Genomic DNA, 21,210 nt, shown 5'->3' on the forward strand with positions numbered 1-21,210 from the left:
GCTCGCGATAGCGGTGATCCAGGCAACACTTCATTGACTGACACACCGCCATCGCGAGCAAGCTCGCTTCCACACAGGCTCGCTTCCACATTGGGTTTGTGGCGGGACTGGAATCACACCCGAAACGCATTGATCAGTTGCTTGAGTTGCACCACCTGGGCGGACAACTCGCGGCTGGCGTCTTCCGTCTGGTGGGCGCCTTCGGCGGTGCGTTCGCCGGCGCGGTTGATCTCGACGATGTTCTGGTCGATGTCATGGGCGACGGCGGTCTGCTGTTCCACCGCAGCGGCGATCTGCTGGTTCTGGTCGACGATCATGCCGACCGCGCCAAGAATGTTTTCCAGCGCCTGCTGGACTTTCTCCGATTGACCCACCGTGCCGCTGGCCATCTCATGACTGGTCCCCATCGCCTTGACAGCAGCACCCACGCCGCCGTGCAGGCGACTGATCATCGCTTCGATTTCTTCGGTTGATTGCTGGGTCCGCTTGGCCAGGGTTCGCACCTCATCGGCCACCACGGCGAACCCGCGCCCTTGCTCGCCAGCCCGGGCGGCTTCGATAGCGGCGTTGAGGGCCAACAGGTTGGTCTGCTCGGCGATGCTCTTGATCACATCCAGGACGCGGCTGATGGACTGGCTGTCGGTCGCCAATTGATTGATCACCTGCACTGACTGGTCGATTTCACTGGCCAGCCGCGCAATGCTGCCCTGCTGGGACTCCACCAATCCCCGCCCGCTGAGGGTTTCGTCGTTCACGCTGTGGGCGCTGCTGACCGCCGCCGCGGCGCTGCGGGCGACTTCCTGGGCAGTAGCCGACATCTGGTTCATCGCCGTGGCGACCAACTCGATCTGGCTGCGCTGGCCGGCGACGGCCAGGTTGCTCTGGGCCGATACCGTTTCCACCTGCCCCGCCTGGCGCTCGACCTCGGCGACGGTGCGGCCGACTTGCTCGATCAAGTCATGGATCTTCGCCACCGTGCCGTTGAATACCTCACCCAACTCGCCCAGCTCATCCTGGCTGCGGGCGACGAAATTGACCGTCATGTCACCCGCCGCGACCTTGTCCATCATCGCGCCCAAATGTTTGAGCGTAGTGCGCGTCGAAGCGTAGAAACCGGCGTACAGGTAAAAAATCAGCAGGAACACCGCTGCCAGCGCCACGGCTTGCAGCACCATGTGGCTGCGATTCTGCTCCAGGCGGTGCTGCAATTGCACATCGAGAAAACCCAGCGTTTGCTCGTTCAGCCGATAGGTCTGCTCCATCAGCCCGCTGACTTGTTCGAAGAATGCAGGCCATGGCGCATCAAGGGTATCCGCCATGACGACCTGGTTTTCAATCAGCTCGGCGGCCTGCTTGAGAGTGCTCTTACTGCCTGCGGCCTGATCGGCAAGTACTTGCCCGGCCGCCTTGCTCGAGCCCAGGGCATCCTGCAGTTTCAGATCATATTCGCCCTGGAGTTTCTCGATCTGCACCAGCAACTCGTCGAACCGGGTACTCGACGCGGAATTGAGAAAGCCCAGCCCCAGCGACGAAGCGCCCAGCGCGCGACCGTCGCCCAGGGTCTGGGTGACGTTGGGTGTCACGGCAATGACGAGGTCGCTGAGCTGACGGATGTCGCCCTGGTTATCACGGCTCAGGCCCGCCTGGCTGGCGATGATCTGGCCGAATATCTGCGCCTTGTTGAGCAGGCTGCCAATCAAGGCGCTTTTGCTTTGCAGGGAGTTTTCGGCCTGTTGGGCCTTGAAGGCGGCGATCATTTCGTCACGCTTGGCATCGAAGGCACTGACCTGCTCGGGCTCCATGGCCATGGCCGTCAGGCCTTGCAACCGCGCGAGAACCTTTTGCTCAAGCGCCGTTATCTTCGCCTCCACGTCGCCGGCCTTGCCGGACTGGCCGAGGCTGGCATTGATCTGCACCAGATTGTTTAGCGTCTCCAGGTCCCGGCGCAGCGTCAGGCTGCTGCCCAGCAGGTCAAGGCTTTGCAGCTCCACTTGCGTGCCCTGGAATTCCCGGTAGGCATCGCGCACCAGAAAGAAGTTGGTCACCAGCATCGGCAGCAGGAACAGGACGCTGATCAGGCTGAACTTCATGCCGAAGCTCAAGCGATTCATCAGGGCGACGGCGGGCCAGAGCAAACTCTTCACAAGGAAGCCTCCCGGTAGTTTTTTATTTTTATGGGGCTGGCACGCGAAAGCAGCAGAAAGCCACTATGCGGGCGCTGCCACTGTATAGCCTAAAACGACGGGGAGATTTGTAACTTAAGGTTAACGGTGTAGGAGCTGTGTAGGAGCTGCCGAGTGCAACGAGGCTGCGATCTTTTCAAAAACACTTGAATCTCAAGCGAAAGATCAAAAGATCAAAAGATCAAAAGATCGCAGGCTTCGCCAGCGCCTACGAGACCGAGCGGGAGCAAGCTCCCTCGCCACATCAGCGCCTCGTCACAGCCTTGCCTGGTTTGATCAGGCCAACACCGTCCACAACGCAAACCCGGCATACCAGAGCACCGCCGCGCGCAGCAGCAATTCCCAGAGCCGATCCAGGCTGTTGATACCGTCCGGCCCGGCGACGGGCGTGGGAATCTCGCCGGCCACCAGGCCAACTTTATCGATGAGGTCAGCGGCGCTGATGTTCCAGTTCAGCAGCTCATGCAGCATGACTCGGCTGACCGCCACGAAGTTGCCCACCAGGGCAAAGCTCGCCGCCAGCAACCGCACTGGCACCCAGTCGAAGGCATGCCGCAGCTGCGCTGCACGCTCCGCCACGCCGGGGTTCTGGCTGTGTTCAGCGGCCAGCGCCAGCAACCGATAACTCAGGGCAGCTACAGGGCCCAGCAGGAAGTACCAGAAGATCACCGCGAAAAAGCTCTGGTAGGCCTGCCACAGCAAGTGTCGCTGTACCCGCTCCAGCAATTGCTCACTGCCGTCGGCGTCGATATTCAAGTCGCGCTTGGCCACGTGAGCCGCCGCTTGCAGGTCCTCTCGCCGCCACGCATCGCGGAACGGCCCGAGAGCAGCCAATAGATCACCGCGGCCCAGGCTATAGATCACCACCAACAGGTGCACCGGCAGCGCCAGCAAACCATAGGCCACCGGATCCAGCACCCAAAGCAGCAACGCCAGCGCCGCCACCGGCAGCAGGACCATCGCTACCAACACCAGCCAAGGCCGATTGCCCCAGCGCGGGCTCGCCTCGAGCTTGTTCAGCTCGCCCAGCCAGCCGCTGTCACGCTGGACCCGCTGGCGCAAGGCCGAGAACTTCTCGATCCAGACCGCCAGCAGCAACACCAGAAAACTCATTGTCCTTCCCCTCCTGTCAGGGCCGCGCGGTAGCGCGCCCAGTCGAATGCCGGTCCCGGATCGGTCTTGCGCCCCGGGGCGATGTCGCTGTGCCCGCAAATACGCTGCACCGTGATCGCCGGAAACGCTGCCTGCAACTGCCGGGTCAGTTCCACGAGGGAGAAATATTGTGCATCGGTGAAAGGCCTATCATCGGTACCTTCCAGCTCGATGCCCACGGAAAAGTCATTACAGGTCTCCCGCCCCTCGAAGCACGAAACGCCCGCGTGCCACGCACGATCCAGACAAGAGACAAATTGGGTCACGGCGCCGTCACGTTCGATCAGGAAATGCGCAGAGACGCGCAGGTCGGCAATACCGGCAAAGTAGGGATGTTCCGTGACATCCAGGCGATTCTGGAAAAATTCCTGCACTTTGCCGGTAGCGAACTGTGCCGGCGGCAAGCTGATGTTGTGGATGACCAGCAGGGAAATTTCGCCCTCGGGGCGCGCATTGAAATTGGGCGAAGGGCAATGACGCGCGCCATCGCACCAACCGCTCGCGGAGTCCAGCTGCATACAGGTTCCTTCGATGACGACGGAGAATCCCGTCAGTATGCCGCGATCGGACCGGGCTGCGCGATCACTTGCCGCGATTGAGTTGGCGCAGGTTACCCAGCACGGACTCGAGCGCCCGGTCGAACAGCAGGGTGTCGTCCAGCAACCGCGCCGCTCCCCGGCGGAACTCCAGGGCCAGGCTGGTGCGGCTGTGTTCCAGGACCTTGAGGCCGGTGCGATTGACGAAGACGTACTTGCCGGTGGCCTGGATGATTGCCGCCAGCTTGCAGCGAAGGCTGTTGTCTTCGTCTTCCTGGAACTCGACCCAACTTCCCAGGCGCAATTGATCGACTTGCAGCAGGCCCACGTCATCGGCGGGCAGGCGCACGGTCAGTTCTTCCGTTGGCGTCTTCGGCGCCGTGCGCAAGACGATGGGTTCCGCCACCTCGACCATGACCGGCAAATCGGTGGACTCGGCCTGCTCCGTGACCTGGCCCAACCTCTGTAGAGCCTGGACATGGAGCACTTCCAGCTCGCTGAAAAACTCGCTGGTGGCGAACGGATCGAACGCCGAACGGCTCAGCCCTTCGCGCAAGGCCTTGAGCAATTCCGGCACCATCGCCAACAAGCGCAGGCCCGCATCAGGCTCTTCGTGGTGCTGGACGCTCCAGACCAGTTGTTCGAGGGTCAACACGTCGGCCTGCCATTCGGCGGACTGCTCGCCATGCTTGAAACCCGTCAACAGCAACACCTGGCTCCAGGCCTGTTGCACGAAATCCACCACGGCCTGGGGCAGGAACTTGCCCAGCATGATCTGGTTCAACGCCCCTTCGACCCGCTGGCGCGCCAGTTCAGCCTTGGCCCGTCCTTCTTCAGCGTCCCTGATGCGTTGTTCGAGCAATTCACTGCGACGGCGCTCATCGCTGGTAAACGCCAGGAAATCGGCCAGCACTTCGGAAAATATTGCCGGATCGTCGACATAGTCGTTCAGCAGGCGTTGCACCACCTGCTCGATGCGCTGGTAGAGGCTGTCGCGCTGGTGATCATCACAGTCGCCCCAGCCCATCGCCGCGGCGGCGATTTCATTGAGCAGCCGGCGGGCCGGGTGATTGCCGCGGCTGAAAAAGCTTTTGTCCTGCACCGCCACCTTGAGCATGGGAATCTGCAGGCGTCCGATCAGGGCCTTGAGGACGTCCGGCAGGTTATGGTCGTCGAGAATGAATTCGAACATCATCGCGATCAGGTTGATCACATCTTCATCGGCACCATCGACGACACGGGACCGGCCGCTCTTGACGCTGACACGGGTCAATAACTGTTCGAGCTGGCTACGCAGGTCGAAATCGTCCTGGACCGCAGGCGCCGGCACGTATTGCTGCAAATGAGACAGCAAGCGAAGCAGGTCCCGTGTCGAGATCGGCTGGGCCGGCGTGCTCGGTTCCAGGGTCGGCGCGACGCTGCCTCGCACCTGGACCAACAACTTCTGCAATGCGGCAAACACTTCGTGCACGCTGTCATCGACGACCTCCGCACGTGGCCGGGCAGCGCCCTCGCCCCTGGGCCGAGGGGCTTCTTCGGCGCGATCCGACGCCCGTCGTGATGGAGCAGCCTTCAGGTCCGACAGGATACCCGTGGCGGCCAGCAACTGATTGGCTTCGGCGTAGAACTGGTCGCATTCGCTGAGTACATAACGCTCGAAAAGCTTGAGCAGGATCAGCTTGACCTTGATGCCCACGCCCAGATTGCGTCCGGCCTGGAGAAAATGCTCACACAGCAATGCCGGGCTCAACGGGTTCTGCTGGTTTGCCAACGGCCGGTCCAGCAATACACTGAGCCGCGCCGTGAGTTGATCGAGCGACACGCCATCGCGGCTGAGCACCCGGGCCACCATGGTTTCCACCGCCAGGCGGCGCTCCAGCTCGTCATGGTTCGGCTGGCTCGGTATGGCACCCAGCACCGGCGCCAGGGTCGCCTGGGTAAGGTCATACTGGGCCAGGCTGACAAACGCCTCGAAAAACTGTTCGAGAAATTCCCGTTCGATGCTTTTGCGTTTGAGGCGCAGGTCACGCATGGCTTCGAAATAGAGGTTCTGCTCGACATCATTGCGCGCCCGATCGGCCATTTCGAACAGCGTGTCATCGGCGTTATCGAACAGGCCTTGCAATCCAACGCGCAACTGCTGCGCCGCCTTGTCGCGAACCTGAAGGAGAATCACAGGCAGGCGGGCGAGCGGCGAACGATTCGCCTGGTCGGTAGGCACCTTGTGCAAAGGCACTACATTCCCGTCGTTGTGCATCCTGGCCTCCTGAAACGGCATTCTTCGGTTCGCTACGTCAAAGTCATGACGTCAATCGAAAGGCGGATTATCGGGTAAAAAGAGCTCGTCGCACCAGAGGACTCTGTGAACCGGCTCAAAGAGATCGCAATAAATGACCGGCAATTCGGGTAAATGTTGCGAGCAGGCGACCAAATGCAAGCCAACAAGCCCCAAGCGGATATAATCCGGCCACTTTGTTTGTGGAGCCCGTTATGCCGAATCTACGTCTCGCCGACCTGACCGCCGAAATCGAAGCCAACGTGCGCCGCGCGCTGCTGGAAGACATCGGCGGCGGCGACATCACCGCGCAACTGATTCCCGCCGAGCGCCTGGCCAAGGCCACCATCATTACCCGAGAAGCCGCCGTCATCAGTGGGACGGCCTGGGTGGACGCGGTATTCCGGCAACTGGACCCGCGTGTTGCGGTGCATTGGCAAGTACGTGACGGTGACCGGGCGGCTCCTGACCAGGCGCTGTTCCACCTCGAAGGCCCGGCCCGCTCGCTGCTGACCGGCGAGCGCAGCGCGCTGAATTTCCTGCAGATGCTTTCGGGCGTCGCCACCCGGGCTCGCTACCTGGCCGACTTCGTCGCCGACACCCAGGTCAAGCTGCTGGACACTCGCAAGACCCTTCCGGGGCTGCGCCTGGCACAGAAATACGCGGTCACCTGCGGCGGCTGTCATAACCACCGCATCGGCTTGTACGACGCGTTCCTGATCAAGGAAAACCACATTGCCGCTTGCGGTGGGATTGCCCAAGCCATCAGCGCCGCCCATCAGATCGCACCGGGCAAACCGGTGGAAGTCGAAGTGGAAAGCCTGGCGGAATTGAAAGAAGCACTGGCGGCCGGCGCCGACATCATCATGCTCGACGAACTGAGCCTGGACGACATGCGCGAAGCGGTGCGCCTGAACGGCGGCAAGGCGAAACTGGAGGCCAGCGGCGGCATCAACGAAAGCACGTTGCGCCCGATTGCCGAGACTGGCGTGGACTATATTTCCATCGGGGCGATGACCAAGGATGTGAAGGCCATCGACCTGTCGATGCGCCTCAGTCTCTAAGTAGCTACAAGCCTCAAGCTGCAAGCTTCAAGCCGCTCCGTGCTTGTCTTGCAGCTTGTAGCTTGTAGCTTGTAGCTGCTTTCAAACTACAAGATTGTTCATCTCGCAGTATTCATCCCATTCCACACCCAACACCTCGGCCGCCTCCTTGTGCAGCGCAAGGCGCTGCGCCTCGAATGCCTCAGGTGTGCTGGTGTATTTGAGCGTCAGCTCCCAAGGCTGCAGCCCCTGGGCTTCGGCCTCGTCTTCGAACGCCCACTGGAGCTGGTCTTTCTGATCATCAGGACTGAGGTCCTTGATCTCTTCCAGCAACTGCGGCGTGTCCTGGGCATATTTGCGCAGGGCTTCTTCGTGTCTGGCTTCTTGACTCAATTCTTTAACGGTCATGGCGTTCTCGCTGATCTGGGAATGGAAGATGGATCTGGATCATCAAGGATCTCTCTGACGCAGGAAGCCGTTGGAAGCCCGGTTTACCTGGCCTTCAGAACCATTCGTGGATCATCTGAAAACTGCTGGGCGATGCTCATGCAGGCAACGAATATAGGACGTTTCGCCGACGATTTACACGGCTCTTTACATCTGTCCCACAAAAAAGCCATGCAGGAGAAGCTCGGTAGGCCTTGGAACATCTGTCAAAACAACCAGTCATAGCTATGTGCCATACCGGCACTTCACAAGGAACCCCAGTGATGCGCAGCTTTTCGAAACGTTCGTCGACCCAACTTGCTACCGCGACCTTGCTGCTCGGCAGCCTGGCTTTGGCCGGTGCTGCCCAAGCTGCTGTTGAAGTCTCCTCCGATGGGCTGTCCTTCTCCGACGTCATCCCTGCCCTTCGTTATGACCAATCTGACAAGTACGTACTGGTCAAGACCCACATCAACGCCAGCGCGCTGGAAGACCTGCCAAAAACGGTAAAGGATAACGCCGCCGAACTGGACAACCAGAAGCGCACGCTCAGCGAGCAGGCTCGACAAATCGAAGAACTCAAGCGCAACAGTGGCTCCAGCTCCACGTCCAGCAGCCGGGAGATCGACGAGCTCAAGCGCACCGTCAAGGAACAGGAAAGCGATCTGAAGGATCTTGGCAAGCAGGTGGAAGAACTCAAGCGCAATAGCGGCTCCAGTTCGAGCTCGAGCAATAGCGAGCTTTCGTCCCTGAAACGGGAACTCAGTGATCAGGACAGCGAGATGAGCCAGCTTAAACGCACGGTCGAGGAACTGAGCAGGAAGGTGAAATGACGAGGGGGATGGTGCCCGAGACAGGAATCGAACCTGCGACCTTCGCGTTACGAGTGCGCTGCTCTACCGACTGAGCTACACGGGCGGTGGCTAAAACTAGCACCGTCCCCTGTAGCCAGGCAACCTGCCTGGCAGTGATTTTCGCCACACAGCAAAACGCCCCGAACCAGTCGGGGCGTTTGCTTGTTCAGCGGCTAAGCGATGGGGTGATTAAACGCCCGATGCCTTGGCTGCCGCGACGTCCTTGATGGACAGCTTGATACGGCCGCGGTTGTCCACGTCCAGTACCAGCACTTCCACTTCCTGGCCTTCCTTCAGGATGTCGGTCACTTTCTCGACGCGAGCATCGCTCAGCATGGAGATGTGGACCAGACCGTCCTTGCCCGGCAGGATGTTGACGAACGCGCCGAAGTCGACGATGCGCTCGACCTTGCCCACGTAGATCTTGCCGATCTCGGCTTCCGCGGTGATACCCAGGACGCGCTGGCGTGCTGCTTCTGCCGCTTCCTTGGTTTCGCCGAAGATCTTGATCGAACCGTCGTCTTCGATGTCGATCGAAGCCTTGGTTTCTTCGCAGATCGCACGGATGGTCGCGCCGCCTTTACCGATGACATCACGGATTTTGTCGGTGTCGATTTTCATCGCGATCATGGTCGGAGCGTTTTCCGACAGCTCGGTACGGGACTGACCGATGATCTGGTTCATCTGGCCGAGGATGTTCAGGCGCGCTTCCAGGGCTTGGCCCAGGGCGATTTCCATGATCTCTTCGGTGATGCCCTTGATCTTGATGTCCATCTGCAGTGCGGTAACGCCCTTGGCGGTACCGGCCACTTTGAAGTCCATGTCGCCCAGGTGGTCTTCGTCACCCAGGATGTCGGTCAGGACGGCGAACTTCTCGCCTTCCTTGACCAGGCCCATGGCGATACCGGCCACCGGTGCCTTCATCGGCACACCAGCGTCCATCAGGGCCAGGGAAGCGCCGCAGACCGAAGCCATCGAGCTCGAACCGTTGGATTCGGTGATTTCCGAGACCACGCGGATGGTGTAAGGGAACACGTCAGCGGCTGGCAGCATGGCCTGGACCGAACGACGAGCCAGACGGCCGTGGCCGATTTCGCGGCGACCGGCGCCACCCATGCGACCACACTCGCCCACCGAGAACGGAGGGAAGTTGTAGTGCAGCATGAACGGGTCTTTCTTTTCGCCTTCCAGGGTGTCCAGCAGTTGCGCGTCACGGGCGGTGCCCAGTGTTGCAACGACCAGCGCCTGGGTCTCGCCACGGGTGAACAGTGCCGAACCGTGGGTCTTCGGCAGGACGCCGACTTCGATGTTCAGCGGACGTACGGTGCGGGTGTCGCGACCGTCGATACGTGGCTTGCCGTTGACGATGTTTTCGCGAACGGTGCGGTATTCGATTTCACCGAAAGCAGCCTTGACGTCGCTGGCCGATGGCTGGCCTTCCTCGCCGGAGAACTTGGCAACGACCTGGTCTTTCAGCTCACCCAGGCGCGCATAACGGTCGGCCTTGATGGTGATGGTGTAGGCCTGGGAGATCGCGTCGCCGAACTCGGCACGGATCGCGCCCAGCAGCTCGGTGGCTTCTGGCTGTGGAGCCCAGGTCCAGGTTGGCTTGGCGGCTTCGGCAGCCAGTTCCTTGACGGCGTTGATCACCACTTGGAACTCGTCGTGGGCGAACAGCACGGCGCCCAGCATCTGGTCTTCGGTCAGCTCTTTGGCTTCGGATTCAACCATCAGCACGGCTTCGGAAGTACCGGCCACGACCATGTCCAGGCTGGAAGCCTTCAGTTGCTCGTAGGTCGGGTTCAGCAGGTAGCCGGTGCTTTCATGGAACGCAACGCGGGCTGCGCCGATCGGGCCATCGAAAGGAATGCCGGAAATGGCCAGGGCAGCCGAGGTACCGATCATCGCAGCGATGTCCGGATCGGTCTTCTTGCTGGTGGACACGACGGTGCAGACAACCTGCACTTCGTTCATGAAACCTTCTGGGAACAGCGGACGGATCGGACGGTCGATCAGTCGGGAAGTCAGGGTTTCTTTCTCGGAAGGACGGCCTTCGCGCTTGAAGAAACCGCCAGGGATCTTACCGGCAGCGTAAGTCTTTTCCTGGTAGTGGACAGACAGAGGGAAGAAGCCCTTGCCTGGATCGGCTTGCTTGGCACCGACAACGGTCACCAATACGCTGACGTCGTCGTCAACGGTGACCAGCACTGCGCCGGAGGCCTGACGGGCGATACGGCCAGTCTCGAGGGTAACGGTCGACTGACCGAACTGGAATTTTTTGATTACCGGGTTCACGGTGTCCTACCTTCTTTGTGGCTCTTGGGGAACTTGTCTTCTTGCGAAATTCTTGGGCAGTGCGGGGAATCGGCCCAACGACTGTCCAGATAAAACTTGAGGCTGGGAGCCTGCCGGTCGCCGACGCAAAACGCAGGCAACTGGCAGACAACCAACCTCATAGCGCAATCGCTTATTAGCGACGCAGACCCAGGCGACCGATCAAGGTGCTGTAACGATTAACGTCCTTGCCCTTGAGGTAATCCAGCAGCTTGCGACGCTGGTTTACCATGCGGATCAGACCACGACGGGAGTGGTGATCTTTACCGTTGGCCTTGAAGTGACCTTGCAGTTTGTTGATGTTGGCGGTCAGCAGTGCAACTTGCACTTCTGGCGAACCAGTATCACCAACAGCTTGCTGGTAGTCGGTCACGATCTGAGCTTTTTCTTCAACGCTGAGTGCCATGTGGCTTTCCTCTTGTGAGGTACCGTTTCCAGGGAAACCGTACCAACAGGCCAGGGACAAATCCCTGTATCTATAAATGAGTAGTGACCGTGCCTGTTAACAGCCACACTCGCCAGCCTGCTTACACAGGCTGGTTCCGGTCATTCCGACCGAATCAGTCGACGCGGCGCAATCCGCCCGTCCTCGCTCACTTCACCGATACCGATGAAGCGACCGTTGTGATCCTGTACCCGCACCATGCCGAACTTCGGGGCATCCGGGGCACGTACCGGCTGGCCGTTGAGCCAGTAGAACGCACTGTGTTCCGAGAACTGCAACAGCGGCCAGTCCAGCAAGCCGCTGTCCGATGGCATCAGGAAGCGATCGACCGCTTCGTTGCCGCCTTCGGCATGTACCGCTTCGAGCTCTTCCAGCGTGACCGTCTGGGCCAACGTGAAAGGTCCGGCCTGGGTCCGTCGCAATTCTGCCACGTACGCGCCACAACCGAGCTGCTCGCCAATATCCTCCACCAGGGTGCGGATATAAGTGCCTTTGCTGCAATCCACTGCAAGCCGCGCAGTATTACCGTCAAAGGCCAGCAATTCCAAGCGCGCAATAGTAACAGAACGCGGTTCACGCTCCACTACTTCGCCTGCACGGGCCAGTTTGTACAACGGCTGGCCATCACGCTTGAGGGCGGAGTACATCGGCGGTATCTGGCTGATTTGCCCACGAAATCTCGGCAGCACCGCTTCGATATCCGCCTGACCAACGGTCACCGGGCGCTCCAGCAAAACCTCACCTTCGGCGTCCGCCGTGGTGGTGGTCTTGCCCAACTGCGCCAGGGTTTCATAACCCTTGTCGGAATCGAGCAGGTACTGGGAGAACTTGGTTGCCTCGCCAAAGCACAGCGGTAGCACGCCAGTAGCCAGCGGATCGAGGCTACCGGTGTGACCGGCCTTCTCGGCGTTGAGCAACCAGCGCACTTTCTGCAAGGCTGCGTTGGACGTGAATCCCAGCGGCTTGTCGAGCAGGATGATGCCGCTGACGTTACGACGGATACGTTTGACCTGAGCCACCGATTACTCCTTGGTGTCTTCGGGTTCAGCGGCCGCCGGGTGCTGGCTGTCTTCAGCCACGGCACGCTCGATCAGTGCCGACAGATGCGCGCCACGCACGACGCTCTCGTCGTAATGGAAGTGCAACTGTGGAACGCTGCGCAGCTTCATTTCCCGGGCCAACTGCATACGCAGGAAACCGGCAGCCGAATTGAGCACCTTGATGCTCTGGGCGATTTCTTCGGCGCTGTCCTGGCCCATCACGGTGATGAAAATCTTCGCGTGACCGACGTCACGGCTGACTTCCACTGCGGTAATGGTGACCAGGCCGACGCGCGGGTCCTTGACTTCGCGACGGATCAGTTGGGCCAGCTCGCGCTGCATCTGATCGCCGATTCGTTGGGTACGGCTGTATTCTTTTGCCATGTCTTGTTACCTGTTACTGCCCCACGGTGAAACCCGCGAGGTCTGAAAGCGGCAAACGCCCGGCCTGGCAAAAGCCAGACCGGGCGTTGCGTTTAGAGTCCGCCTGCGCGGCAGCGCATGTTCATGCGGCTGCCCGATGCGGCTCTTGAAGTACCGAGTCAGAGGCTGCGAGCAACCTGGACCTTCTCGAAGACTTCGATCTTGTCGCCGACCTTGACGTCGTTGTAGCTCTTGACGCCAATACCGCATTCCATGCCGGCACGTACTTCGGAAGCGTCATCCTTGAAGCGGCGCAGGGATTCCAGCTCGCCTTCGAAGATCACGATGTCTTCACGCAGTACACGGATCGGACGGTTACGGTGAACGACACCTTCGATCACCATGCAACCGGCGATGGCACCAAACTTCGGCGAACGGAACACGTCGCGAACTTCGGCCACGCCCAGGATGTTCTCCCGAACGTCGCTGCCCAACATACCGGTCAACGCTTTCTTGACGTCTTCGATGATGTCGTAGATCACGTTGTAGTAACGCATATCCAGGCCTTCCTGCTCGACGATCTTGCGAGCGCCAGCATCGGCACGCACGTTGAAGCCGAACAGTACAGCGTTGGAAGCCAGTGCCAGGTTGGCGTCGGATTCGGTGATACCACCGACACCGCCACCGACCACGCGTACTTGCACTTCGTCGTTACCCAGGCCGTTCAAGGCGCCCTGCAAAGCTTCCAGCGAACCACGGACGTCGGATTTGAGGACGATGTTGAGCGTCTTCTTCTCTTCCTGGCCCATGTTCTCGAAGATGTTTTCCAGCTTGCCGGCGTGAGCACGGGCCAGCTTGACTTCGCGGAACTTGCCTTGACGGAACAGCGCGACTTCACGGGCTTTCTTCTCGTCAGCCACAACGCTCATTTCGTCGCCAGCGTCCGGCGTACCGTCCAGGCCGAGAATCTCGACCGGGATAGCCGGACCGGCTTCCTTGATTGGCTTGCCGTTCTCGTCGAGCATGGCGCGCACGCGGCCATAGTTCGAGCCGACCAGCACCATGTCGCCTTGGCGCAGGGTACCGTCTTGAACCAGAACGGTCGCCACCGGGCCGCGGCCCTTGTCGAGGCGCGATTCAACAACCACACCACGGCCAGGCGCCGAAGGCGTAGCGGTCAACTCCAGAACCTCGGCCTGCAACAGGACAGCTTCGAGCAGTTCGTCGACGCCAGTACCCATCTTCGCGGAAACCGGGACGAATGGAGTGTCGCCACCCCACTCTTCGGAGGTCACGCCGTGAACCGACAACTCGCTGCGGATGCGATCGAGATCAGCGCCCGGCTTGTCGATCTTGTTCACTGCCACCACCAGCGGCACGCCAGCAGCCTGGGCATGCTGAACGGCTTCGATGGTCTGCGGCATGACGCCGTCGTCCGCCGCAACCACCAGGATCACGATGTCGGTTGCCTTGGCGCCACGAGCACGCATCGCGGTAAACGCGGCGTGACCCGGGGTGTCGAGGAACGTCACCATGCCGCGGTCGGTTTCAACGTGATAGGCGCCGATGTGCTGGGTGATACCGCCAGCTTCGCCAGCCGCAACCTTCGCACGACGGATATAGTCGAGCAGCGAGGTCTTACCATGGTCAACGTGACCCATGACGGTCACGACCGGAGCACGGGCAACCGCTTCACCTTCGAACTTCAGGGACTCGGCCAGGGAATCTTCCAGGGCGGTGTCGCTGACCAGGGTCACTTTGTGGCCCAGTTCTTCAGCGACCAGCTGGGCAGTTTCCTGGTCCAGAACCTGGTTGATGGTGGCCGGGGTACCCAGCTTGAACATGAACTTGATGATTTCAGCAGCCTTGACCGACATCTGCTGGGCCAGATCGCCCACAGTGATGGTCTCGCCGATCTTCACTTCGCGCACGACAGGGCCGGTAGGGCTCTGGAAACCGTGGGCGTTGCGTTTCTTCAGCTTGGCCTTGCCGCGACCGCCGCGACGGAAGCCATCGCTTTCTTCGTCGGTGGTACGCGGCGCAACGCGTGGTGCCGGCGCCTTTTCCTTGACCGAAGCACGATGAGGAGCGTTTTTACGCTCGCCATCACCACCGCCACGACGGTTGTCGTCGGCACGTGGCTTGTCCGGACGACGTTGTTCGTCGCGCTTGCGAGTATCGGCTGGAGCCGGCGCTGGCGCCGCGACCGGAGCCGCTTCGCGAACAGGCTCGGCGGCCGGGGCAACAGCCTCGACGGCTTCGGCTGGAGCAGGTTGCGCAGCAGCAGGCTGGCGACGCGCTTCTTCTTCAGCGCGACGCTTGGCTTCTTCTTCAGCCTTCTGACGAGCAGCATTTTCTACTGCGCGACGTTCTTCCTGTTCGCGTTTGCGCTCGGCTTCGATTTCTTCCGGGCTGCGTTGTACGAAGACTTTCTTCTTGCGTACTTCAACGCTGATGCTTTTGCTACCGGCAACACGCAGGGTGCTGGTGGTTTTACGCTGCAGAGTGATCTTGCGCGGTTCTTCCACTTTCGCCTTGTGACTGCTCTTCAAGTGAGTCAGCAGGGACTGCTTCTCACTGTCGGTCACATGTTCCTCGGCGGCGGTGTGCGGCAGACCTGCCTCACGCATCTGCTGCAACAGGCGCTCTACCGGTGTTTTGACCTCATCGGCCAGTTGTTTCACCGTGACTTGCGTCATGCACTTCTCTCCTCAGGCCGCGCCTAATTACTCGAACCAGTGGGCTCGGGCGGCCATGATCAACTTGCCGGCACGATCATCGTCAATGCCGTCGATGTCGAGCAGATCGTCAATAGACTGCTCGGCCAGGTCTTCGCGGGTAATTACGCCGCGCACCGCCAGTTCCATCGCCAAATCCTTGTCCATGCCCTCAAGCGAGAGCAGGTCTTCGGCCGGATGGGCGTCTGCCAGCTTTTCCTCAGTAGCGATGGCTTTGGTCAACAAGCGATCCTTGGCCCGAGCGCGAAGCTCGTTGACGATTTCCTCGTCAAAGCCGTCGATGTTGAGCATTTCCTCCACCGGTACGTAGGCAATCTCTTCCAGGCTGGTAAAGCCTTCATCCACCAGCACCTGCGCCAGTTCTTCATCGACTTCAAGCTCTTCGATGAAATTGCGCAGGATGTCGCCGGTTTCAGCTTGCTGCTTAGCCTGGATGTCCGATTCGGTCATCACGTTCAGGGTCCAGCCAGTCAATTGGCTGGCCAGACGCACGTTCTGACCACCGCGACCGATGGCCTGAGCCAGATTGTCTGCGCCAACGGCGATGTCCATGGCATGGGCATCTTCGTCGACGATAATTGCCGCCACTTCAGCAGGCGACATGGCATTGATCACGAACTGAGCCGGGTTGTCGTCCCACAGGACGATGTCCACACGCTCGCCGCCCAACTCGCCGGATACGGCCTGGACACGCGAACCACGCATGCCGATGCAGGCACCTTGCGGGTCGATACGCTTGTCCTTGGAGCGGACCGCGATCTTGGCGCGCGAACCCGGATCACGGGAAGCGGCCATCACTTCGATCAGGCCTTCAGCAATTTCCGGCACTTCGATGCGGAACAACTCGATCAGCATTTCCGGCGCGGTACGCGACAGGATCAACTGCGGGCCCCGGTTCTCGGTGCGGATTTCCTTGAGCAGCGCACGCAAACGCACGCCAACCCGGAAAGTTTCACGAGAAATGATGTCTTCGCGAGCCAGCAACGCTTCGGCGTTGTTGCCCAGGTCGACGATCACATTGTCGCGGGTGACTTTTTTCACGGTGCCGGAGATGATTTCCCCCAGGCGCTCGCGATAAGCGTCGACGACTTGCGCGCGCTCGGCTTCGCGAACTTTCTGCACAATGACCTGCTTGGCAGTCTGTGCAGCGATGCGACCGAATTCAATGGACTCGATTTTTTCTTCGACGACATCACCGACCTTGGCGCCAGGATGCGTTTCCGCAACCTTGCTCGGCCAGGTTTCGATAGCCGGATCGTCCAGGTCCGCTTCCTCGACGACCGTCCAGCGACGGAAAGTCTCGTAGGAACCTGTGTGGCGATTGATTTCCACACGCAAATCAACTTCGTCTTCAAACCGCTTCTTGGTAGCAGTGGCCAGGGCCAGCTCCAGCGCTTCAAAAATAACGTTAGCCGGTACGCCCTTTTCATTGGATACCGACTCAACAACCAGCAGTACTTCTTTGCTCATCGTACGCCTCGCCTTTCGCAAGCCATTGGATCCGCGGGATCCGCAGTATCTGGCACGTATCAGTCAAAACTGGGAATAATATTGGCCTTGTCGATCATGTCGATCGGCAACAGGAACTCGTGCTCGTCTACTTGCACCACGACGTCCTGCTCTTCCACACCGCGCAGAAGGCCTTGGAAGTTGCGTCGACCTTCGAAAGGCGAGCGCAGCCTGATCTTCACTTGTTCACCGGCAAACGAAGCAAACTGCTCAAGAGTGAACAGAGGGCGTTCCATGCCAGGCGAGGAAACTTCAAGGGTGTATTCGGAGGCGATTGGATCTTCAACATCCAGCACCCCGCTGATCTGACGGCTGACAATGGCGCAATCGTCCACCAGCACACCGCCTTCTTTATCAATATAAACGCGCAACATTGAGTGGCGACCTTGAGCCGAAAACTCAATACCCCAGCATTCATAGCCTAGGGCCACGACCACCGGGGCCAACAAGGCCTGCAACTCTTCTAGCTTGCTCGACACCTGAACCCCCTCGTGCATGTAGTGCATGCTTTGCAAAATAAAAAATGGGCGAAACGCCCATCCTTGAAACGCCGTTGAACAGCGGCGTTATAAAGTGTCCAGCTAACAAAAAGCCCCTTGGAAGGGGCCCTGAAACTGGTTGCGGGAGCCGGATTTGAACCGACGACCTTCGGGTTATGAGCCCGACGAGCTACCAGGCTGCTCCATCCCGCGACAAAGCTGGGGCGGAAGTATACGACCGATCCCTTATAGGGTCAATGTAACCCTTCCACCTACAAGAAAGCCCGCAATAGCGGGCTCTCCTGATAATTGGTACCGAGAAGGGGACTCGAACCCCTACACCCTATGGGCACAACCACCTCAAGGTTGCGTGTCTACCAATTCCACCACCTCGGCAATACAACGTTTGAAACCTTCTTACTTCTGCTCTTGAGCTGGAGGTACGTCAGTCGCCGAATTGGCCGACTTTTGCTCTTGAAGCACCGGGACATCATCAGAAGCCGGCTGTTGCTTTGGCGCTTCCAACACCGCTGGGTTTGGCAAACCTACTTGAGTCAGCTCATGAGCCTTCTCTTTAGCAAAGTAACCTAACCCTAAGCTGGTTATGAAGAAACCGGCGGCGAGTATAGCAGTAAACTTACTAAGAAAGGTAGAGGAACCTTGGCTTCCGAATACAGTATTTGAAGCACCTGCACCGAAAGACGCACCAGCATCCGCACCTTTACCCTGCTGCAGCAATACGAGTGCGACTACACCCAGCGCGCCCAGCAGATGAAAAACGACTACGACTGTTTCCAGCATTTTTTCAGTTTCCCGCGGCGCGACAGATCGCACCGAACTCATCTGCATTCAGGGAAGCTCCACCAATGAGCCCCCCATCGATATCCGGCATGCCGAACAGTTCGGCCGCATTGGCCGCCTTCACGCTGCCGCCGTATAGAAGCCGCACACCTCGTGCCACTTCAGAATTCTCTGCCGCCAACTGCGCGCGAATGGCTGCATGCACATCCTGCGCCTGTTGCGGCGAAGCCGTAAGCCCAGTGCCAATGGCCCAGACCGGCTCGTAAGCAATGACTGCCTTTGCAAAAGCACCGACACCCAAGTCTTCGATGATGCTGCCCAGCTGACGCCCGACAACTTCAAGCGTCTTGCCGGCTTCACGCTGCTCGAGGGTCTCCCCTACGCACAGCACCGGAATCAGACCACAAGCCTGGGCCGCAGCAAATTTGCGGATCAGCATCTTGTCCTGCTCGCCCATGATCTGACGACGCTCGGAATGTCCGATCAGGACCAGGGAACACCCTGCATCCACCAACTGACTCGGTGCAATCTCACCGGTCAACGCACCTTGCATGGATTCCACCGCAGAGTTCTGCGCGCCGACCGAAATCGACTTACCCTTCAAGCCATCAACCACTTGGTTGATATACAAGCAAGGCGGGAATACCGCGACATCAACACCGCTTGGCAAGGCCAGAAGACGAAGGCCTTTGATCAGCTCAGCGACGCTGGCGCGGGTACCGTGCATCTTCCAGTTACCAGCTACCATAGGGCGACGCATGCTGTACCTCGTCGGTCAAAGTGGGCGCAGATGTTACCCAACCGATTCATGACTGGCAAGCCGAATTCAGGCAGAAACTTCAGTTACAAGTTTCGCCAGCTCTTCGGCGTAACCGCGGACCTGTGCTTCATCCTCGCCTTCGACCATGACACGCACCAAAGGCTCGGTACCCGACTTGCGCAACAGCACCCGTCCACGCCCCGCCATTGCCTGGGTTACGCGCTCACTGGCCTGCTTGACCATCGCGTGTTCGAGCGGGCTCGCACCGCCACCGAAACGCACATTGATCAGAACCTGCGGACACTTGCGCAACGCCTGGCGTGATTGCGCCAGGCTTTCATTGCGCGCCTTGAGGGCCATCAACACCTGCAGTGCCGCGATGATCGCATCACCGGTAGTGGTGTGGTCGAAACAGACGATATGCCCCGAATTTTCGCCTCCAATCACCCAGTTGCGCTCCAGCAGCTCCGAGATGACATAACGGTCACCCACATTGGCTCGTACAAAGGGTATGTCCAGGTCCGCCAGGGCCAGCTCAAGCCCAAGATTGCTCATCAACGTCCCAACGACGCCGCCTTGCAGCTTGCCACGACCGTGCAGGTCTCGAGCGATGATGAACAGCAATTCATCACCATCGACCACCGTACCAGTGTGATCGACCATCAGCACCCGGTCACCGTCGCCGTCAAAGGCGATCCCGAGATCTGCGTGCTCAGCCAGAACCGCCGCCTGCAACGCCTCGGTGTGCGTCGAGCCGCAGTTGTGGTTGATGTTCAGCCCGTTAGGCTGGGCGGACAGCACCACCACCTCGGCGCCCAACTCACGAAAAACGCTAGGGGCGACCTTATAGGTTGCGCCATGGGCGCAGTCGACGACGATCTTGAGGCCGGAAAAGCTGGTACCCGTCGGAACACTGCCTTTACAGAACTCGATGTAGCGACCCGACGCATCGTTGATCCGCGACACTTTACCGATCTTGCTCGACTCAACCACCGTCATCGGTGCATCCAGCAGCTCTTCGATCATCAACTCGATTTCATCCGGCAGCTTCGTGCCCTTGCCGGAAAAGAACTTGATACCGTTGTCATCATGGGGATTATGCGAGGCGCTGATCACGATACCGGCTTGTGCCTGGAAGGTTCGCGTCAGGTAGGCGATGGCAGGCGTAGGCATCGGCCCCAGCAACATGACGTCGGCACCCGCCGACGTCAGGCCGGCTTCAAGCGCCGATTCAAACATATAGCCAGAGATCCGCGTGTCCTTGCCAACCAGCACTTTGCAGGCGCCCATTTTTCGGAACGCCATGCCCGCAGCCCAGCCGAGCTTGAGCATGAAATCGGGGGTAATAGGATATTCACCGACCCGACCACGGATACCGTCGGTGCCAAAATATTTCTTGCTCATAAGTGCTCCATCATTCTTATTCGGCTGAATCCACTGCTGCGATCATCCGCACGACGTCCATCGTTTCGACTACATCGTGTACCCGCAATATGCGCGCACCTTTCGTAATAGCCAATGCCGCGAGCGCAAGACCGCCATACAAGCGTTCACCCACCGGACGCCCCAAGGCATTTCCGATCATGCTCTTTCGCGAGACGCCAACCAACAAGGGGCGGCCCAGAGCATGCAGGGCTTCCATGTGCTTGAAGAGGCTGAGATTGTGCGCCAATGTCTTTGCAAAACCGAACCCCGGATCAAGAATGATCCGCTCGGCAGGAATGCCCACGGCGGCGCATTCGTTCATTCGGCCCACCAGAAAATCCCCCACCTCCCTGGTCACGTCCTGATAGTGCGGATCGTTCTGCATGGTGCCGGGCTCGCCAAGCATATGCATCAGGCAAACCGGCAATCCCGTGGAGGCCGCGGCGTCCAGCGCGCCATCACGCTGCAAGGAGCGAACATCATTGATCAGTCCCGCCCCCAGGCGCGCCGCTTCGCGCATGACCGCAGGCGTGGATGTATCCACCGAAATGATGACATCAAGCTCACGATGGATGCGTTCGACAATGGGCGCCACCCGCTCCAGCTCTTCGGTCGGCGAAACCGGCCGCGCGCCTGGGCGGGTCGACTCACCACCCACGTCGATCAGCGTTGCACCCGCCGCCACCATGGCCTCGGCATGTCGCAGCGCCGCGTCAAGCTGGCTGAATCGGCCGCCGTCGGAAAAGGAATCAGGAGTGACATTGAGAATGCCCATGACGTGCGCATGGGACAAATCAAGAACCCGGCTGCCGCATGGCAGCCGGGTCGAGGACTGGGCAGAAGTCAT

General features: G+C 59.6%; 18 protein-coding genes, 3 tRNA genes and 1 pseudogene. 2 read left to right on the top strand and 20 right to left on the bottom strand.

Annotated features, from left to right (window positions below; translation table 11 throughout):
• Positions 1-113: 113 nt before the first annotated feature.
• The 5 genes and pseudogenes from M8Q45_RS28670 to M8Q45_RS20705 all read right to left on the bottom strand — a co-directional run bounded on the left by M8Q45_RS28670 (position 114) and on the right by M8Q45_RS20705 (position 6,128).
• Positions 114-1,043, bottom strand: a complete 930-nt coding sequence (locus M8Q45_RS28670) for a methyl-accepting chemotaxis protein (RefSeq protein ID WP_502940574.1) — start codon at positions 1,041-1,043, stop codon at positions 114-116.
• Positions 1,020-2,111 (bottom strand): annotated as a pseudogene (locus M8Q45_RS28675) (methyl-accepting chemotaxis protein); the annotation flags it as partial. The pseudogene M8Q45_RS28675 and the gene M8Q45_RS28670, both read right to left, overlap by 24 nt.
• Positions 2,112-2,459: 348 nt before the next feature.
• Positions 2,460-3,296: a regulatory signaling modulator protein AmpE gene (gene ampE, locus M8Q45_RS20695; protein ID WP_249876190.1), complete on the bottom strand. Its 837-nt coding sequence runs from the start codon at positions 3,294-3,296 to the stop codon at positions 2,460-2,462.
• Positions 3,293-3,853 carry a 1,6-anhydro-N-acetylmuramyl-L-alanine amidase AmpD gene (gene ampD / locus M8Q45_RS20700; RefSeq protein WP_249876191.1) on the bottom strand — a complete coding sequence of 187 codons (561 nt, stop codon included), beginning with the start codon at positions 3,851-3,853 and terminating at the stop codon, positions 3,293-3,295. The genes ampE and ampD overlap by 4 nt, the downstream gene beginning before the upstream one ends.
• Before the next feature lie 64 nt (positions 3,854-3,917).
• On the bottom strand, positions 3,918-6,128 hold the full coding sequence (locus M8Q45_RS20705; RefSeq protein ID WP_249876192.1) for a DUF1631 domain-containing protein: 2,211 nt from the start codon (positions 6,126-6,128) through the stop codon (positions 3,918-3,920).
• Between the two features lie 233 nt (positions 6,129-6,361).
• On the opposite strand from M8Q45_RS20705, the gene nadC reads away from it, so the two are divergent.
• Entirely contained in the window at positions 6,362-7,210 is an 849-nt protein-coding gene (gene nadC, locus M8Q45_RS20710) for a carboxylating nicotinate-nucleotide diphosphorylase (RefSeq protein WP_249876193.1), read from the top strand.
• 81 nt (positions 7,211-7,291) lie between these two features.
• On the opposite strand, the gene M8Q45_RS20715 is transcribed toward nadC, so the two are convergent.
• Positions 7,292-7,597, bottom strand: a complete 306-nt coding sequence (locus M8Q45_RS20715) for a DUF6388 family protein (RefSeq protein ID WP_249876194.1) — start codon at positions 7,595-7,597, stop codon at positions 7,292-7,294.
• Between the two features lie 302 nt (positions 7,598-7,899).
• Between M8Q45_RS20715 and M8Q45_RS20720 the strand changes: the two genes are divergently transcribed.
• Positions 7,900-8,448 carry a hypothetical protein gene (locus M8Q45_RS20720; protein WP_249877372.1) on the top strand — a complete coding sequence of 183 codons (549 nt, stop codon included), beginning with the start codon at positions 7,900-7,902 and terminating at the stop codon, positions 8,446-8,448.
• A gap of 9 nt (positions 8,449-8,457) precedes the next feature.
• On the opposite strand, the gene M8Q45_RS20725 is transcribed toward M8Q45_RS20720, so the two are convergent.
• The 14 genes from M8Q45_RS20725 to folP form a co-directional block, all read right to left on the bottom strand.
• Positions 8,458-8,533: transfer RNA gene (locus M8Q45_RS20725), tRNA-Thr, on the bottom strand.
• A 125-nt stretch (positions 8,534-8,658) separates the two neighbouring features.
• Positions 8,659-10,764, bottom strand: coding sequence for a polyribonucleotide nucleotidyltransferase (gene pnp, locus M8Q45_RS20730; RefSeq protein WP_030139794.1), 2,106 nt, complete (start codon positions 10,762-10,764; stop codon positions 8,659-8,661).
• Positions 10,765-10,939: 175 nt separating this feature from the next.
• Complete coding sequence (rpsO, locus tag M8Q45_RS20735) at positions 10,940-11,209, bottom strand: 30S ribosomal protein S15 (RefSeq protein ID WP_039592311.1); 270 nt, start codon at positions 11,207-11,209, stop codon at positions 10,940-10,942.
• A gap of 140 nt (positions 11,210-11,349) precedes the next feature.
• Positions 11,350-12,267 (bottom strand): tRNA pseudouridine(55) synthase TruB, encoded by a 918-nt coding sequence (gene truB / locus M8Q45_RS20740; RefSeq protein ID WP_057450933.1) that lies wholly within the window; start codon positions 12,265-12,267, stop codon positions 11,350-11,352.
• 3 nt (positions 12,268-12,270) lie between these two features.
• On the bottom strand, positions 12,271-12,672 hold the full coding sequence (rbfA, locus tag M8Q45_RS20745; RefSeq protein WP_181287552.1) for a 30S ribosome-binding factor RbfA: 402 nt from the start codon (positions 12,670-12,672) through the stop codon (positions 12,271-12,273).
• Between the two features lie 158 nt (positions 12,673-12,830).
• On the bottom strand, positions 12,831-15,350 hold the full coding sequence (gene infB / locus M8Q45_RS20750; protein WP_249876195.1) for a translation initiation factor IF-2: 2,520 nt from the start codon (positions 15,348-15,350) through the stop codon (positions 12,831-12,833).
• A gap of 27 nt (positions 15,351-15,377) precedes the next feature.
• A complete protein-coding gene (nusA, locus tag M8Q45_RS20755) occupies positions 15,378-16,859 on the bottom strand; it encodes a transcription termination factor NusA (protein ID WP_181287550.1) in 1,482 nt (493 codons plus the stop codon).
• 59 nt (positions 16,860-16,918) lie between these two features.
• On the bottom strand, positions 16,919-17,377 hold the full coding sequence (gene rimP, locus M8Q45_RS20760) for a ribosome maturation factor RimP (RefSeq protein ID WP_033864484.1): 459 nt from the start codon (positions 17,375-17,377) through the stop codon (positions 16,919-16,921).
• Positions 17,378-17,513: 136 nt separating this feature from the next.
• A tRNA-Met gene (locus M8Q45_RS20765) sits at positions 17,514-17,590 on the bottom strand.
• A 97-nt stretch (positions 17,591-17,687) separates the two neighbouring features.
• Positions 17,688-17,773 (bottom strand) — tRNA-Leu (locus M8Q45_RS20770).
• A 21-nt stretch (positions 17,774-17,794) separates the two neighbouring features.
• On the bottom strand, positions 17,795-18,178 hold the full coding sequence (gene secG, locus M8Q45_RS20775) for a preprotein translocase subunit SecG (protein ID WP_181287548.1): 384 nt from the start codon (positions 18,176-18,178) through the stop codon (positions 17,795-17,797).
• Between the two features lie 4 nt (positions 18,179-18,182).
• Positions 18,183-18,938, bottom strand: a complete 756-nt coding sequence (gene tpiA / locus M8Q45_RS20780; protein ID WP_249876196.1) for a triose-phosphate isomerase — start codon at positions 18,936-18,938, stop codon at positions 18,183-18,185.
• Between the two features lie 66 nt (positions 18,939-19,004).
• The gene (gene glmM / locus M8Q45_RS20785; protein ID WP_030139787.1) at positions 19,005-20,342 is read right to left on the bottom strand and encodes a phosphoglucosamine mutase; all 1,338 of its coding nucleotides are present in this window, start codon (positions 20,340-20,342) and stop codon (positions 19,005-19,007) included.
• A gap of 16 nt (positions 20,343-20,358) precedes the next feature.
• The gene (folP, locus tag M8Q45_RS20790; RefSeq protein WP_249876197.1) at positions 20,359-21,210 is read right to left on the bottom strand and encodes a dihydropteroate synthase; all 852 of its coding nucleotides are present in this window, start codon (positions 21,208-21,210) and stop codon (positions 20,359-20,361) included.

It is taken from the genome of Pseudomonas sp. T1.Ur, from assembly GCF_023516725.1.
GTDB classification, from domain to species: Bacteria; Pseudomonadota; Gammaproteobacteria; order Pseudomonadales; family Pseudomonadaceae; genus Aquipseudomonas; species Aquipseudomonas alvandae.

Excerpts from the sequence above, each read along its gene's own strand:
- infB (WP_249876195.1), bottom strand. The coding sequence starts at position 15,350 with ATGACGCAAGTCACGGTGAAACAACTGGCCGATGAGGTCAAAACACCG.
- M8Q45_RS20720 (WP_249877372.1), top strand. The coding sequence starts at position 7,900 with ATGCGCAGCTTTTCGAAACGTTCGTCGACCCAACTTGCTACCGCGACC.
- glmM (WP_030139787.1), bottom strand. The coding sequence starts at position 20,342 with ATGAGCAAGAAATATTTTGGCACCGACGGTATCCGTGGTCGGGTCGGT.
- M8Q45_RS20705 (WP_249876192.1), bottom strand. The coding sequence starts at position 6,128 with ATGCACAACGACGGGAATGTAGTGCCTTTGCACAAGGTGCCTACCGAC.
- M8Q45_RS20715 (WP_249876194.1), bottom strand. The coding sequence starts at position 7,597 with ATGACCGTTAAAGAATTGAGTCAAGAAGCCAGACACGAAGAAGCCCTG.
- folP (WP_249876197.1), bottom strand. The coding sequence starts at position 21,210 with ATGACTTCTGCCCAGTCCTCGACCCGGCTGCCATGCGGCAGCCGGGTT.
- ampE (WP_249876190.1), bottom strand. The coding sequence starts at position 3,296 with ATGAGTTTTCTGGTGTTGCTGCTGGCGGTCTGGATCGAGAAGTTCTCG.
- nusA (WP_181287550.1), bottom strand. The coding sequence starts at position 16,859 with ATGAGCAAAGAAGTACTGCTGGTTGTTGAGTCGGTATCCAATGAAAAG.
- nadC (WP_249876193.1), top strand. The coding sequence starts at position 6,362 with ATGCCGAATCTACGTCTCGCCGACCTGACCGCCGAAATCGAAGCCAAC.
- tpiA (WP_249876196.1), bottom strand. The coding sequence starts at position 18,938 with ATGCGTCGCCCTATGGTAGCTGGTAACTGGAAGATGCACGGTACCCGC.
- secG (WP_181287548.1), bottom strand. The coding sequence starts at position 18,178 with ATGCTGGAAACAGTCGTAGTCGTTTTTCATCTGCTGGGCGCGCTGGGT.
- rbfA (WP_181287552.1), bottom strand. The coding sequence starts at position 12,672 with ATGGCAAAAGAATACAGCCGTACCCAACGAATCGGCGATCAGATGCAG.
- rpsO (WP_039592311.1), bottom strand. The coding sequence starts at position 11,209 with ATGGCACTCAGCGTTGAAGAAAAAGCTCAGATCGTGACCGACTACCAG.
- ampD (WP_249876191.1), bottom strand. The coding sequence starts at position 3,853 with ATGCAGCTGGACTCCGCGAGCGGTTGGTGCGATGGCGCGCGTCATTGC.
- M8Q45_RS28670 (WP_502940574.1), bottom strand. The coding sequence starts at position 1,043 with ATGACGGTCAATTTCGTCGCCCGCAGCCAGGATGAGCTGGGCGAGTTG.